Annotated in this window: 14 protein-coding genes; 8 read left to right on the top strand and 6 right to left on the bottom strand. The window is 64.1% G+C overall.

The features are described from left to right. Positions 1 to 3 precede the first annotated feature (3 nt). The 4 genes from AC13FW_RS14765 to AC13FW_RS14750 form a co-directional block, all read right to left on the bottom strand. Entirely contained in the window at positions 4 to 375 is a 372-nt protein-coding gene (locus AC13FW_RS14765) for a DUF423 domain-containing protein (protein WP_282271155.1), read from the bottom strand. A 99-nt stretch (positions 376 to 474) separates the two neighbouring features. Next, positions 475 to 1,614, bottom strand: a complete 1,140-nt coding sequence (locus AC13FW_RS14760) for a polyketide cyclase (protein ID WP_296248172.1) — start codon at positions 1,612 to 1,614, stop codon at positions 475 to 477. A 336-nt stretch (positions 1,615 to 1,950) separates the two neighbouring features. Beyond that, positions 1,951 to 2,592, bottom strand: a complete 642-nt coding sequence (locus tag AC13FW_RS14755; protein ID WP_282271150.1) for a response regulator — start codon at positions 2,590 to 2,592, stop codon at positions 1,951 to 1,953. Next, the gene (locus AC13FW_RS14750; protein WP_296248169.1) at positions 2,592 to 3,791 is read right to left on the bottom strand and encodes a sensor histidine kinase; all 1,200 of its coding nucleotides are present in this window, start codon (positions 3,789 to 3,791) and stop codon (positions 2,592 to 2,594) included. Before AC13FW_RS14750 ends, AC13FW_RS14755 begins: the two co-directional genes overlap by 1 nt. Before the next feature lie 149 nt (positions 3,792 to 3,940). On the opposite strand from AC13FW_RS14750, the gene AC13FW_RS14745 reads away from it, so the two are divergent. Genes AC13FW_RS14745 through AC13FW_RS14725 form a run of 5 tightly spaced genes read left to right on the top strand, consistent with a single transcriptional unit; the run spans position 3,941 to position 6,937 of the window. After that, positions 3,941 to 4,531 carry a GNAT family N-acetyltransferase gene (locus AC13FW_RS14745; RefSeq protein WP_282271145.1) on the top strand — a complete coding sequence of 197 codons (591 nt, stop codon included), beginning with the start codon at positions 3,941 to 3,943 and terminating at the stop codon, positions 4,529 to 4,531. A 1-nt stretch (position 4,532) separates the two neighbouring features. Beyond that, complete coding sequence (minC, locus tag AC13FW_RS14740) at positions 4,533 to 5,312, top strand: septum site-determining protein MinC (protein WP_482989579.1); 780 nt, start codon at positions 4,533 to 4,535, stop codon at positions 5,310 to 5,312. 32 nt (positions 5,313 to 5,344) lie between these two features. After that, a complete protein-coding gene (gene minD / locus AC13FW_RS14735; protein WP_282271141.1) occupies positions 5,345 to 6,154 on the top strand; it encodes a septum site-determining protein MinD in 810 nt (269 codons plus the stop codon). A gap of 2 nt (positions 6,155 to 6,156) precedes the next feature. Then, complete coding sequence (gene minE / locus AC13FW_RS14730) at positions 6,157 to 6,408, top strand: cell division topological specificity factor MinE (protein WP_282271139.1); 252 nt, start codon at positions 6,157 to 6,159, stop codon at positions 6,406 to 6,408. Between the two features lie 40 nt (positions 6,409 to 6,448). After that, on the top strand, positions 6,449 to 6,937 hold the full coding sequence (locus tag AC13FW_RS14725) for a hypothetical protein (protein WP_482989578.1): 489 nt from the start codon (positions 6,449 to 6,451) through the stop codon (positions 6,935 to 6,937). Between the two features lie 86 nt (positions 6,938 to 7,023). Here AC13FW_RS14725 and AC13FW_RS14720 read toward each other — a convergent pair whose 3' ends face one another. Both AC13FW_RS14720 and AC13FW_RS14715 read right to left on the bottom strand, forming a co-directional pair. Beyond that, positions 7,024 to 8,304: a sensor histidine kinase gene (locus AC13FW_RS14720; RefSeq protein ID WP_482989577.1), complete on the bottom strand. Its 1,281-nt coding sequence runs from the start codon at positions 8,302 to 8,304 to the stop codon at positions 7,024 to 7,026. Continuing rightward, complete coding sequence (locus tag AC13FW_RS14715; protein WP_482989576.1) at positions 8,301 to 8,993, bottom strand: response regulator transcription factor; 693 nt, start codon at positions 8,991 to 8,993, stop codon at positions 8,301 to 8,303. Before AC13FW_RS14715 ends, AC13FW_RS14720 begins: the two co-directional genes overlap by 4 nt. A gap of 134 nt (positions 8,994 to 9,127) precedes the next feature. Here AC13FW_RS14715 and AC13FW_RS14710 point away from each other — a divergent pair, with 134 nt between their 5' ends. From AC13FW_RS14710 to AC13FW_RS14700, 3 genes are all read left to right on the top strand, one after another. After that, entirely contained in the window at positions 9,128 to 10,891 is a 1,764-nt protein-coding gene (locus tag AC13FW_RS14710) for an ArnT family glycosyltransferase (RefSeq protein WP_482989575.1), read from the top strand. Between the two features lie 216 nt (positions 10,892 to 11,107). Continuing rightward, the gene (locus tag AC13FW_RS14705; protein ID WP_482989574.1) at positions 11,108 to 11,884 is read left to right on the top strand and encodes a phosphatase PAP2 family protein; all 777 of its coding nucleotides are present in this window, start codon (positions 11,108 to 11,110) and stop codon (positions 11,882 to 11,884) included. Beyond that, entirely contained in the window at positions 11,881 to 13,533 is a 1,653-nt protein-coding gene (locus AC13FW_RS14700; protein WP_482989573.1) for a phosphoethanolamine transferase, read from the top strand. Before AC13FW_RS14705 ends, AC13FW_RS14700 begins: the two co-directional genes overlap by 4 nt. Positions 13,534 to 13,705: the final 172 nt, after the last annotated feature.

Raw genomic sequence — 13,705 nt, 5'->3', positions numbered from 1 at the left:
GGCTCAACGGCGCAAGGCACTGAGTGCCAGCAGCACCCAACCGCCCATCAGGGTGATGCCACCGGCCGGTGCCAGCGTTGTCGGCCAGTGCATCAGCACATTGCCGACCAGGCTGCCAGAGAACAACAACGTTCCCAGCAGCAACACATACAACGCACCGCGACCCAACTGGTTCACCGAGGACGCCCCCAATCCGACCAGCACCACGCCGTGGCCGAATGCGTACAAGGCCGCGGTGTTCAGGTGCGACTGCGCCAGCGCTTCACTCACCCCATGCGAGGCGTAAGCCGACAGGCCGACCGCCGCCGCCGCCAGCAGGCCGCCGCAGAAAGCCAGAAACGAGGGTTTACGCGCACGCCGTTCCACTCCCAACATCTCGTTCTCCAATCAATCCTGCAAACACCATCCATAAAAAAAACGCGCCGCTGGAAGCGACGCGTTTTCTCGATCAGATCATCGACAACAACCCGATGATTACTTGACGGCCCAGTACAGGTCGTAGGAACCATCGACGGTGAAGGCCTTGGCCACGCCACCCTTCCACGACTCATACGGACGGTCAACAACTTCGTTGCCGGTGGTGGTCGCCCATGCACGCAGGCCGTTACGGGCCAGGTCCAGGCCAGCCATGTGACCGGTGTAGGAAGCAAATGCCGAACGGTGGGCCGGAGCATGCACGTAGGTCACCGGGTTGCCCGCGGGGATCTTGACGCTCAGTTCGGCGGCATCACCCGCAGCAACCGGTGCCGCAGCAGCGGCCGGAGCGGCAGCTTCGCCGTCCTTCTTGTCGGCAGCCGGAGCAGCAGCGCTGCCCTTGCGAACCGGCAGAGCCACGTCGAAGGCGTACTTTTCAGCACCGAAATCGGTGGTGACGATACGGACCGGACCAGCAGCGACCAGACCATTGGCATCCATCGCACGCTTGATCCATTCCATGTTGTCGTCGATCGACTTCTGGATGGCATCGTTGTTGCGGTCGATGTTACCGGCGTTGACCACCAGCAGGTTTTCAGCCGGCACCTGGACAACCTTCAGGTCGACCAGCGGAGCTTCGGCAGCGGCGTAGTCAACGTTCGGCACCGAGGCCAGCATGTTGGCCATGCGCGACAGACCCAGCTTCAGGTCGTCGCCGATGTGGCGGCTGACGTACAGGCCAGCGTAACGACCAAACAGGTCGAAGCCGTACTTGACGCTGTAGTCCTGGGTGATCTTGACGTTGCGATCGTTCTTGCCGGTCGGCTCGAGCGTGAACGAGGTCACCTTGTCGGTACCGCGGGTCGGATCTTCGATGGCAATCACGACGCGCTTGTTCTTTTCGCTATCGGTGATTTCCCAGCTGCCCTGGCCCAGGCCCGTGGAGGAATAGTCCATGCGGGCGCCCTTGCCGGCGTCCGGGCCGCTGAACTTCAGCTCCACGGCCTTGTCGCGCAGCACAAGCGGATTCCAATCCTTGAAGCGGCGCAGGCTGTTGACCGTGTCATACACGATCGTCATCTTGCGGTTGGTTTCGATGCTTTCGGTAATGTGGCGCTCGCCCGGCAGACACACGCCAATGAGGACAAACAGGCCAGCCACGATCCCCAAGGCGATCAGGAACTCGATAATACGGGTCATTCAGGAGTCTCCGGGGCCGATCCCACGGCCGGGTTGATTGAAGCGAAGCCCCCATCCTATCAGGCTTTTCGCAGGTTGTTCACCACATTTGGCATACCGGTTTCCATTACCAGAATGCGCTATCTCATCGATGCACCGCAGGGTAGCGTATCAACCACCAATCCTGCGCGCTTTCACCCGATAGCTGGGGCTGTATTTTGCCGTAGCCGCGCTATTTTCCACCGTCCGAGGTGTCCAGCACCAGTACTGCAGGCATTTTTCTCCGGAACGCCCACAGCGCGGCCTTGATCAGCGGAACCGTATTCATCCGAACCGCGATGTTCTGCGGTACCCGGGTCAGACAAGCTGCAGCTCAAAGGCCTTGAGCACGGCACGGGTACGGTCGCGCACGCCCAGCTTGGAAAGAATGTTGGAAACGTGATTCTTGATGGTGCCCTCGGCCACGCCCAGGGAGTTGGCGATCTCCTTGTTGGAGAAGCCGCTGGCCATCAGCCGCAGGATCTCGGTCTCGCGGTCGGTCAACGGGTCCGGCCGGTCCAGGCTGACGAACTCATTGCGCATGTGTTCCAGCCCCGACAACAGGCGCTGGGTCACCGCCGGCTGCACCAGCGAGCCACCGTTGGCAACGGTGCGGATGGCGCCCACCAGCTGTTCCAGGGTCACATCCTTGAGCAGATAGCCCTTGGCGCCAGCCTTGAGCCCAGCCAGCACCAGTTGGTCATCGTCAAAGGTGGTCAGGATGATCGAGGGCGGCAGCGTGCCGGCGCGGCTCAGCGTCTGCAGCGCTTCCAGCCCGGACATCACCGGCATGCGCATGTCCATCAGCACCACATCCGGCTGCACCTGCGGAATCATCTCCACCGCCTGACGCCCGTCGATGGCCTCGGCCACCACTTCAATACCGTCATCCAGCGCCAGCAGCGAACGGATGCCCTGCCGGACCAGGGTTTGGTCGTCGACCAGACAGACACGGATCATCAATTCACTCCTTGCGGCCCCGAGGCCAACATCATATTGGTAACCAGTGGCAGGCTGGCGCGAAGACGGAAACCCTCACCGCTTCGTGCCGATACGTCCAGCACACCCCCATACTGCGCCAGCCGCTCGCGCATGCCGCGCAAGCCATTGCCCGGCATTATTTCCTCGAAATCGCCACCGATGCCGTCATCATGCGCGCTGATGACCACCTGGGCGGCGTCCCGCTCCACGTTGATCCACAGATTGTGGGCGCCGGCATGGCGCACCGCATTGGTGATGATTTCCTGCGTACAGCGCAGCAGCACATGGGCACGCTCGGGATCTTCAACGCTGAACGGGTCATCGATCTGCAGGTGGATATCCAGCGACGGTACCCGCTCGGTCAGTGGCCGCAGGGCGGCCGCCAGGTCGATCGCCCCGCTCTCGCGCAGCTGGCTGACCGCCTCGCGCACGTCGGTCAGCAGCAGCTTGGCCAGGGTATGCGCCTGGCGGACGTGTTCCTGCGCCTGGCCCTCGGTGATATGGCCGGCCACTTCCAGGTTCAGGCTCAGCGCGGTCAGATGGTGGCCGAGCAGGTCATGCAGCTCACGGGAAATACGCGTGCGCTCGTTGACCCGGGCGCTTTCGGCCAACAGCAGCCGCGTGGCCCGCAGCTCGGCGTTCAAGCGCCGCTGCTCCTCCCGCGCCTGGGTCTGCTGCCGGGCCACCAGGCTGGTGACAAAGATGAACATCGAGAAGCCACCGTATAGCAGCGACTGCAGCAGCGCCTCGAACAGCGGCAGGCCGAGGATCAGGTTGTAGACCGGAAGCACCGCCAGCTGGCTCAGCACCAGCCAGATGACGCCGACCCAGCGGCTCAGCAGCCACGGAATCACCCCGGCCGCGACCATCATCAGGATGCTGCCCAGGCCAGTGGCGGACAGATAGCTCACCACCAGCGCCGAAACCGTCAGCAGCAGCAACGCCAACCGGTCGTACCAGCTGGTGTGGCCGGCGGCGTTGAGCCCGCGGGTCAGCCAGAAGTAGCAGCCGCCAAAGGTCAGGTAGGCCAGGAACAGCCAGATCGCCTCGCCGGCGGCAGGCTGCAGCACACCCTCCTCAGGCGCGTACTGGGTATAAATCAGGGGCAGGCTGACCAGGGCCCAGGTAAACAGGCCGGCCAGGCGGAGGACTCGGGTATGGCTGAGGTATCCCAACATGCCTGCATGGTAAGGACCCGGCCGCCCCAACGCCCTCCCTCGGAAGTCATGCATGGCGACCTTCGCTGATGGCTCGCCCGGCTCGGGCCACCCATGCGATAATCGCGCCACAGCCCTTTGGGCCGACCGCGATACCCCACGGAGTCACAATGTCGATTGTTATCCGCGACGTGCGCGAGCACGAGCTCGATTCCGTCCTGGCACTGAACAACAACGCTGGTCTTGCGATTCTTCCGCTGGATGCAGCCAAGGTCCGCCGTTTCTACGAAACAGCCGAATACTTCCGGGTTGCCGAACGCGACGGCAACATGGCCGGCTTCCTGGTCGGCTACGGCAGCAACAGTGCCCATGACAGCTGCAACTTCGCCTGGTTCCAGCAGCGCTACCCCAGCTTCTTCTATATCGACCGCATCGTGGTGGCCAGTCGCCGCCGTGGCGGCGGTGTCGGCCGCGCGTTCTATGCCGATGCCCAGAGCTATGCTGAGCTGCGCTACCCACAGATGGCCTGCGAGGTCTTCCTCGACCACGGCGCCGATGCCGCCCTGCTGTTCCATGGCAGCTTCGGTTTCCGCGAGGTCGGCCAGAACACCATGCCCTCGGTCGATGTGCGGGCCAGCATGCTGCTCAAGGATCTGTGCAGCTACGAGTGGGTAAAAGAGACCTATGGCGACAACCTGCCCGACGTTCCATGGGTGGGCAACACACGCCGGCTGCTGCAACAGCGGCCGACCGGAACCTGAGATGGCAGTGAATTTGGATTACGAACAGGCTGGTGAACTGAAAATCGGGCAGGTAGGCATTGCCAACCTGCGCATCCGCACCCTCGACGTGGAGCGCCTGGCCCAGGAAATGCGCGAACGCGTGGCGCGTGCGCCCAAGCTGTTCGGTCGCGCGGCGGTGATCCTGGATTTTGGTGGTTTGAGCCAACTCCCGGACCTGGCCACCGCACAGCAGCTGGTCAACGGCCTGCGCGACGCCGGCGTCCTGCCGGTGGCACTGGCCTACGGCACCAGTGAAACAGAAACCCTGTCGCAGCAGCTGGGCCTGCCTGTACTGGCCAAGTTCCGTGCCCAGTACGAGCCCGTCGAGACCGAGCCGGCTCCGGCCGCAGCCCCCGCTCCCAAGCAGAACAAACGTGCTGCAGCCGCAGCGGCAGCCCCTGCCCCACAGCCCGCTGATGGCGCTGCACCACAGCCCGGCAAGATGCAGCTGACCACCGTGCGCTCGGGCCAGCAGCTGTACGCAGAGAACTGCGACCTGACCGTACTCTCAACGGTGGGCGCCGGCGCCGAGGTCATCGCCGACGGCAGCATCCATATCTACGGTACGCTGCGTGGCCGCGCATTGGCCGGTGCCCAGGGCAACACCAGCGCACGCATTTTCTGTCGCGACTTCCACGCTGAACTGGTCGCGATTGCAGGACGGTATAAGGTACTGGACGATATTCCGGACAACCTGCGCGGCAAGGCCGTGCAGGTGTGGCTGGAACAGGACCAGATCATGATTGCTGCGCTGGATTGACGCAGCTCACAACGACATTCAGGAGAGATCCTTTGGCTGAAATCATCGTAGTCACCTCCGGCAAGGGCGGCGTCGGCAAGACCACCTCCAGCGCCAGCATCGCCTGCGGCATCGCGCGGCGCGGCAAGAAAGTTGCCGTCATCGACTTCGACGTCGGCCTGCGCAACCTTGACCTGATCATGGGCTGCGAGCGCCGCGTGGTGTACGACTTCGTCAACGTCGTCCACGGTGAGGCCACGCTGAAGCAGGCCCTGATCAAGGACAAGCGCTTCGACAACCTGTACGTGCTGGCTGCCTCGCAGACCCGCGACAAGGACGCGCTGAACAAGGAAGGCGTGGAGAAGGTCCTCAAGGACCTGGCTGCCGACGGCTTCGACTACATCATCTGCGACTCCCCGGCCGGCATCGAGAAGGGCGCGTTCCTGGCGATGTACTTCGCTGATCGCGCCGTCGTCGTGGTCAACCCGGAAGTGTCTTCGGTACGCGACTCGGACCGCATCATCGGCCTGCTCGACTCCAAGACCGCCAATGCCGAAGCCGGCAAGGCCGTGCCGGCCTACCTGCTGCTGACCCGCTACAGCCCCTCGCGCGTTGAAAGCGGCGAGATGCTGAGCATCACCGACGTGGAAGAAGTGCTGGGGCTCAAGGCCATCGGCGTCATCCCCGAATCCGGCGACGTGCTCAACGCCTCCAACAAGGGCGAGCCGGTCATCCTGGATGCCGAGTCGCCGGCCGGCCAGGCCTATGAGGACGCCGTCGGCCGCATCCTGGGTGAAGAGCGCCCGATGCGCTTCACCACCGTGGAGAAGAAGGGCTTCTTCAGCAAGTTGTTTGGAGGATAAGCATGGGACTGCTCGACTTCCTGAGACAGAAGAAGACGACCGCCGAAACGGCGAAGAACCGCCTGCAGATCATCATCGCGCAGGAACGCAGCACCCGCGGTGGCCCGGACTACCTGCCGCTGCTGCAGCGTGAGCTGCTGGAAGTGATCAAGAAGTACGTCAACATCGACGCCGACGCGGTCAAGGTGGACCTGGTCAAGGATGGCGCCAACGATGTGCTCGACATTTCCGTGGCCCTGCCCGACGACAAGTGATAACAGCCCGGCGGCCACGGCCGCCGGGACTCCAGTGCCCGTGAACGAACGCCCTGCCAACGAACCAACCCAGCCCGTGCTGTGCGTTGGCGATATCCAATGGACCGACGCTGCGGACCTGCTCGCGCGCCACGGCCTGCGCCTGAACCACGTCGCCGCCGGCGAGAAGATTCCCGGCAGTTATTGGGGCGAGCCCGAAGCCGGCATCATCGCCTGCGATGTCTATGTGCGCGACGACACGCCGGTGCATTCGATGCTGCACGAGTCCTGCCACCTGATCGTGCTGCCGCCCGAGCGGCGTGCGCAGGTACACACCGACGCCACCGACTCGGTGCCCGAGGAAGACGCCACCTGCTACCTGCAGATCGTGCTGGCCGGGCAACTGCCCGGCGTAGGCAGCGCGCGGCTGATGGCCGACATGGACAGCTGGGGCTACACCTACCGGCTGGGCTCGACCCAGGCGTGGTTCGAACAGGACGCCGACGATGCAAAGCGTTGGCTGATCGAGCGCGAGCTGATAACACCGTGAGCCTGTAGTGCCGAGCCATGCTCGGCAGAAGCCTTCTCCGGTAAAGCCCCAGCGCAGCATGGCTGCGCTCTACAGGTGAAGCGCTCCTAGCGCGGCCTGGAACTCCCCATGTCCAAGATGACCCGCGTGCCCCGCTCCGGCTGCGAATGGATCTCCAGCTTCCAGCCCAGGTGATCACACAAGCGCGCGATCAGGTCCAGGCCAATTCCAGCGCCTGGGTTGCGCTCGCCCTTGCTCATCCGCGCATACACCTGCGCGACCTCTTCCGGGCTCATGCCGTGCCCCGGATCTTCGATGGTCAGCACGGCATTGGCGGAGATCCCAAGCCGCACCACGCCGCGATCACTGTTCTCGATGGCATTGCGCAGCAGATTGCCAACCGCCGCCTGCACCACTGCCAACGGCGCAAGCACCTGGCACGGCACGGATTCCACCAATACCAGCTCCAATTCCTTGCCCTTGGCCAGGTAGCGATGGTCTTCGGCAACCTCCGGCAGCAACTCATCCAAGGCAACCAGCTCACTCATCGCAGCCAGCTTGGCCGGATCGCGCGCAAGCACCAATAGCAACTGGATCAACTGTTCCATGCCGGTCGATGTGCTGCGCACGCGCAGCAGTTGCTGGCGCGCTCTGTCCGGCAAGCCCGGCTGCTCCAACGCCAATTCGGCGGCACCGGTGATCACCGCGATCGGCGTGCGCAATTCGTGGCTGGCGGTGCTGATGAAGGCACGTTCGCGATCGACGAAATGCTCGTTGCGCTGCAGGTAATCATTCAAGGCACCGGCTATCACTTCCAGCTCGGTACTGCCGCGCTTGTCCACCTTTACCTGCTGCCCGCGCCGCTCGGGGCGCAGCTTGGCAATGTCCTGCGCCAGCACCGACAAGGGCCGCACCAGGCGGGTCATGCCAACCCAGGCCATCAGCAAGGTCACCAGCAACAACGCCACACCCGCCAGCAACGCCCAGCGGGTGATGAAGTGCTCCAGCTCGCCGAAATCGGAGATATCCAGCGCCAATACCACCCGACCGAAATCGGAGGTATCGCGGACCATGACCGCGGTGTCCTTGCCATCCAGCAACGCGCCGTCATGCAGTCCGGGATGCAGCCTGCCCAGGCTCTCGGGAATACCTGCCGGCTCTCGTTCCGAGTAGAACCGCAGCGTGTCCGAGTCCTGCCAGTGGTATGCCGGATCGGTGCGCATCTGGCCGATGATGCTGTCCAGTTCGGTGTTCAACAGCGAGCGCCACACCGCGTGCTCGGCGTGTTCGTGCACATAGTTGGCGGCACTGAACACCGCCAGTGTCACCAGCGCGACATAGATCGCCAACCAGCCGAGCAATTTGCGCCGCAGCGTGCGCCGTGTCATTGCGCGCCCCCCACCGCGGGTGCGGACAAACGGTAGCCCACGCGCGGCAAGGTCTGCAGCAGCTTCTGTTCGAATGGACCATCCACCGCGCGACGCAGTTCGTAGATATGCGAGCGCAGCATGTCGCCGTCCGGCGGATCATCGCCCCAGAGCGCATATTCGAGCTGGTCGCGGGTAACCGCCGCCGGGCTTGCCCGCATCAGCACCTCGAGCAGTTTGCGGCAGGCCGGGTACAGGTGCAGCACCTGCCCCGCGCGTCGGGCCTCGAACGTGGACATGTCCAGTTGCAGGTCATGTACTTCCAGCACCTTGCGCGGGTTGCGCCCGTTGGTGCGCGCCAGCACCGCCTCCAGCCGCACTTCCAGCTCCGGCAGCGCGAACGGCTTGGTCAGGTAGTCATCGGCACCGGCGCGGAAGCCGGCGATCTTGTCCGGCAACTCGTCGCGGGCGGTCAGCATGATCACCGGCACCTCGGAGCGGAACTCCTCGCGCAGCTTGCGCAGCACTTCCGGCCCTTCCATGCGCGGCAGCATCCAGTCCAGCAGGATGGCGTCATAACTCTGGGTGCCGGCCAGGTGCAGGCCGGTGATGCCGTCGGGGGCGACGTCGAGGGTATGCCCGCGCGCCTCGAAATAATCGAACAGGTTGGCGATCAGATTGCGATTGTCTTCTATGACCAGCAGCCGCATGCGGGCATGACCTTGCTGCCCCGGGCCGAGGCATTACCGTCGTATCCTAGCGCCGCCAACGTCGGATTGTCGTCGAAATGCAGCCGACGTCGTCCGCGGGTAGATTTCGACGTGTTTCCAACGTTGTTTGCGGCATGATCCTGCCAGCCTTTGATAACGAGCCATCTGTGCGCCCAACTCCGCCCCGCTCTTCATCCAATAGACTGTGGTTCGTCATCCTGATCGCCCTGGTCATCGCCAGCCTGCTGGCAGGACTGGGCATGCGCTCGCCGCAGCCACCGGACGAGCCGCGCTTCGTGCTGGCCGCACGGCATATGGTGGAGACCGGGCAATGGCTGCTGCCACACCGTGGCAGCGAGTTGTATGCGGAGAAGCCCGCCACTTTCATGTGGATCCAGGCGGCCACTTACAAAGTGATCGGTGACTGGAACCTGTCCTTCCTGGTGCCCTCGCTGCTGGCCGCCCTGCTCACGCTGTGGCTGACCTGGGACATGAGCCGGCGCCTGTGGAACCGGCAGATCGCCCGTTATGCCGTCGTCGGGCTGTTCGTCTGCATCCAGTTCGGGTTGATGGCCAAGCGCGCGCAGATCGACATGGTGCTGGTCGGCATGACCACGCTGGCGCTCTGGGGACTGGTACGCCATTTATTACTGGGCCCGAACTGGTGGGCGCTGGCCCTGGCCGCGTTCGCCGCTGGTGCTGGCACCGTGACCAAGGGTGTCGGCTTCCTGCCCTTGCTGATGCTGCTGCCGTGGATGGCCTGGCGCTGGCGCCATCCGCAGGCCGCCGGACCGGGGCGCAGCTGGGGCTGGTGGCTGCTGCTGCCCGCCTTCCTGGCTGGCACCGCGATCTGGCTCGGTCCATTGGCCATTGCCTTGTTGCAGAACCCCGAGCCGCACCTGCAGTCCTATGCCAAGGAACTGCTGTTCAAGCAGACCGGCACCCGCTACGCCAACGCCTGGCACCACCACCAGCCGTTCTGGTACTACCTGCAGGTAATGGCCACGTTGTGGCTGCCAGGCAGCCTCCTGGCACCGTGGCTGCTACCGGCGTGGTGGCGCCGCTGCCGCCGCGCCGATCCGCGCTACATCCTGCTGCTGGGCTGGGCCCTGTTGGTACTGGTCTTCTTCAGCGCAAGCCCGGGCAAGCGTGAGGTCTACATCCTGCCGATGCTGCCGGCCCTGGCCATCGCGGCGGCGCCATTGCTGCCCGGCCTGCTGCGCCGCACCGGCGTGCGCTGGCTGCTGCTGGCCTACGTGCTGCTGTTGGCACTCGCCACCCTGGTGGTCGGCTACGGCGCCGTGCACGGCGATGGCTGGGCCCAGCGCAATGCGATCAAGCGCGCTATCGACCCGTGGGTGCTACCGCAGGTTGGCTGGTGGCTGATCGGCTTTGGCGCCGCCTCGCTACTCGTGGTGGCGGTACTGCGACTGCGCCGCGCTGGGCTGGCGGTAGTGCTGACCACGGTAATGCTGTGGTCGATGTATGGGCTCGGCGCGATGCCTGCACTTGATCCCTACAGCTCCGCTTCGCTGGTGATGGACAAGGTCCGTGCGCGCATCGGACCGGACGCCGAGCTGGGCATGGTTGCCTGGCGTGAACAGAACCTGCTGCAGACCCATCCGCAGGCTACCGACTTCGGCTTCAAGCGCCCGGTCGCCGAACAATGGGAAGACGCGGCACGCTGGGTCACTGCCGACCCGCAGCGGCGTTGGCTGTTCGTGCTGGACAAGGCAATGACACCCTGCGCAGATCGTAGCCAGGTCATCGATATCGGCAGCGCCAACCGCAACAACTGGCAGTTGCTGCCTGGCACCGCGCTGCAGGCCGATTGTGTCGCAAGGACCCACGGCGTCGTGGCCGGCAGTGAAGGCGCACTGGAAAGCGACGGCGATTGACGCCTGAAGTCTGCAACGCGTCTATGGACGCGGACCTGTTGAAACACACCTGAGAGAGGCTGCGCCGGACCCGGCACAGCCTCTCTTGCATTCATGCTGCCGTGCCGTCCCGGTAGCCAAGCTGAAGCACCGACAAATTCACGACATCGCTCCTACCTGTCTCCGACACAGGCCGACCGAGCATGGCTGCATCCAGATTGACGGTGCCCCAGCTCCATGTCGCAGCAACCCACTTCCGCCACCCTGATTCCGGCCGCCGAACGCAGCCGTTTGAGTTTCGCCGGGCGTGCCCTGCTGATCCCGCTGCTGATTGCTGCCGCCGGTAGCCTGTTGTTGATGGCAGGCAACGGTGACCAATGGCTTGCCGATCAGCTGTTCCGCTGGCAGGGCAGCCAGTGGGCGTTGAAGGATGCGTGGTGGACCAGCCACCTGATCCACAAGGGCGGCCGCAACCTGACCTGGTTTGTTGCCCTGCTGGTGATCCTGGCGCTGATCCGCAGCTGCATGGACCTGCGCTGGCGCCCGCTGCGGCGGCCGCTGGCCTACCTGCTGTCATCGGTAGCGCTGACCACCAGCATCGTCGCGCTGCTGAAATCCTGGACCCATATGGACTGCCCGTGGGACCTGGAGCGCTACGGTGGTCTGCGCCCCTTCATCGGCCTGTTCGAACAGCGCCCGGTTGCCCTGGGTCACGCCGCCTGCTTCCCGGCCGGCCATGCCGGTTCGGGCTACGCCTGGGTGGCGCTGTTCTTCTTCATGTTGCAGGTGCGCCCGCAATGGCGCTGGCCGGCACTGGGCACCGCCCTGCTGGTCGGCATGGTATTCGGCCTGGCCCAGCAGCTGCGTGGCGCCCACTTTGCCTCGCACGACCTGTGGGCACTGGCAATCAGCTGGCTGGTCGCAACCGTTCTTTACCTGTGGATGTTCCCAGAGTCTGCATCGATCACATCCCCGGCGCGTGCTGCACATGGCGCCATTGGAGAAAACGCATGAACGTCGCTGTCGCCCGCCCTGTCGGATTGCAGCTGTCCTGGTCGCGCCTGCGCAACTGGCGCCCGGAGATCAGCACCGAAGCCTTGATCCTGTTGGCCAGCGTTTTCTTCGCATTGGTCTGCAACACCTTGTTCTGGCGCAGCGCGCTCGCCACCAACCCGGGCAGCATCCTGTTCGCGGTATCACTGTTTGCACTGCTGGTGAGCACGCACGCGATCCTGTTCAGCCTGCTGATCTGGCGCTGGAATGCCAAGGTCGTGCTGACGGCGCTGTTCATCACCACCGCCTTCGCCACGCACTACATGAACAGCTACAACGTCTATCTGGACGCGGACATGCTGCGCAATGTGCTGGCCACCGACCACAAGGAATCAGGCGAGCTGATGACGCCGGCATTGTTGCTGCCGCTGCTCGGCTACGGCCTGCTGCCAACCCTGCTGCTGTGGCGCGTGCGGCTGCGCAAGCGCAGCTGGGGACGTACCCTGCTGTGGCGTGTCGCCTTCCTGCTGGGCGTGATCGTGGCCGGCGGCGCCGGCACCATGCTGTCGTTCCAGAATGTTTCCGCGTTGATGCGCAATCACCGTGAAGTGCGCTACCTGGCTACGCCGGCCAACTATCTCATCGCGCTGAAGCAGAACCTGGCCAGTTCCAGCCCGATAAAGAAGCAACCCAAGTTGCCGCTGGGCACGGATGCCAAGGCCACGCCGCGTGCCGCCACCAGCAAACCGCGCCTGTTGGTACTGGTTGTGGGCGAAACCGTGCGTGCACAGAACTGGGGCTTGAACGGCTACGCCCGCCAGACCACGCCGGAGTTGGCGCAGACCGGCGTGATCAACTTCCCGGACATGCATTCCTGCGGCACCAGCACCGAAGTATCGCTGCCGTGCATGTTCTCGCCGTTTGGCCGTCACGACTACGACGAAAAAAAGATCCGCGGTCACCAGTCACTGCTGCACGTGCTTGAACATGCAGGCATCGCTACCCTGTGGCGCGACAATCAATCAGGCTGCAAGGGCGTTTGCGACGGTCTGGAAATCCAGCGCCTGGATGATGCGACCACGCCGGGCCTGTGCGCCGACGGCCGCTGCATGGATGAGATTCTTCTGGAAAACCTCGCTGCACAGGTCCGCGCCAAGCCCGGCGACCGGGTGGTTGTGCTGCACCAGCTGGGCAACCACGGCCCGAGCTACTTCCAACGCTACCCGGCGCAGTTCCGCCAGTTCGCGCCAACCTGCGATACGGCAGACCTGGGCAAGTGCAGCCGCGAGGACATCGTCAACAGCTACGACAATGCGATCCGCTACACCGATCACTTCCTGACCCGCACCATCGCCGCCCTGCGCGGAATGGAAGACTACGACACCGCGATGATCTACCTGTCCGATCACGGCGAATCGCTGGGTGAGAAGGGTCTGTATCTGCACGGCGTGCCGTATGCGATTGCTCCGGAAGAGCAGACCCGGGTACCGATGGTGATGTGGTTCTCGCCGGGGTTCGCCGCGGACCGTGGCCTGGACATGAGCTGCGTACGCCACCGCGCCGCGCAGCGCAGCGACCAGGACAACCTGTTTCCCTCGGTGCTTGGACTGATGCAGGTGCAGACGTCGGTGTATGACCAGTCCCGCGACCTGTTCGCCCCCTGCACATAAGGCCATATGTAGTGCCGAGCCATGCTCGGCAGAGGCTTTCCCAACACCCCCACCGTAGTGCCGAGCCATGCTCGGCACAGGCCTTACCGACAATCCCCATGTAGTGCCGAGCCATGCTCGGCAGAAGGCTCTACCGGTAACGCCCTTGCCGAGCATGGCTCGGCACTACAGG

This window comes from Stenotrophomonas sp. 21LCFQ19 (assembly GCF_056861425.1).
The sequence above is the reverse complement of the archived record's forward strand: the minus strand, read 5'-3'. Positions and strand labels throughout refer to the sequence as shown.

What these genes read in the sequence shown, in the direction of transcription:
- AC13FW_RS14765 (WP_282271155.1), bottom strand. Translation starts at nt 375, where the DNA reads ATGTTGGGAGTGGAACGGCGTGCGCGTAAACCCTCGTTTCTGGCTTTC.
- AC13FW_RS14760 (WP_296248172.1), bottom strand. Translation starts at nt 1,614, where the DNA reads ATGACCCGTATTATCGAGTTCCTGATCGCCTTGGGGATCGTGGCTGGC.
- AC13FW_RS14755 (WP_282271150.1), bottom strand. Translation starts at nt 2,592, where the DNA reads ATGATCCGTGTCTGTCTGGTCGACGACCAAACCCTGGTCCGGCAGGGC.
- AC13FW_RS14750 (WP_296248169.1), bottom strand. Translation starts at nt 3,791, where the DNA reads ATGTTGGGATACCTCAGCCATACCCGAGTCCTCCGCCTGGCCGGCCTG.
- AC13FW_RS14745 (WP_282271145.1), top strand. Translation starts at nt 3,941, where the DNA reads ATGTCGATTGTTATCCGCGACGTGCGCGAGCACGAGCTCGATTCCGTC.
- minC (WP_482989579.1), top strand. Translation starts at nt 4,533, where the DNA reads ATGGCAGTGAATTTGGATTACGAACAGGCTGGTGAACTGAAAATCGGG.
- minE (WP_282271139.1), top strand. Translation starts at nt 6,157, where the DNA reads ATGGGACTGCTCGACTTCCTGAGACAGAAGAAGACGACCGCCGAAACG.
- AC13FW_RS14720 (WP_482989577.1), bottom strand. Translation starts at nt 8,304, where the DNA reads ATGACACGGCGCACGCTGCGGCGCAAATTGCTCGGCTGGTTGGCGATC.
- AC13FW_RS14715 (WP_482989576.1), bottom strand. Translation starts at nt 8,993, where the DNA reads ATGCGGCTGCTGGTCATAGAAGACAATCGCAATCTGATCGCCAACCTG.
- AC13FW_RS14710 (WP_482989575.1), top strand. Translation starts at nt 9,128, where the DNA reads ATGATCCTGCCAGCCTTTGATAACGAGCCATCTGTGCGCCCAACTCCG.
- AC13FW_RS14705 (WP_482989574.1), top strand. Translation starts at nt 11,108, where the DNA reads ATGTCGCAGCAACCCACTTCCGCCACCCTGATTCCGGCCGCCGAACGC.
- AC13FW_RS14700 (WP_482989573.1), top strand. Translation starts at nt 11,881, where the DNA reads ATGAACGTCGCTGTCGCCCGCCCTGTCGGATTGCAGCTGTCCTGGTCG.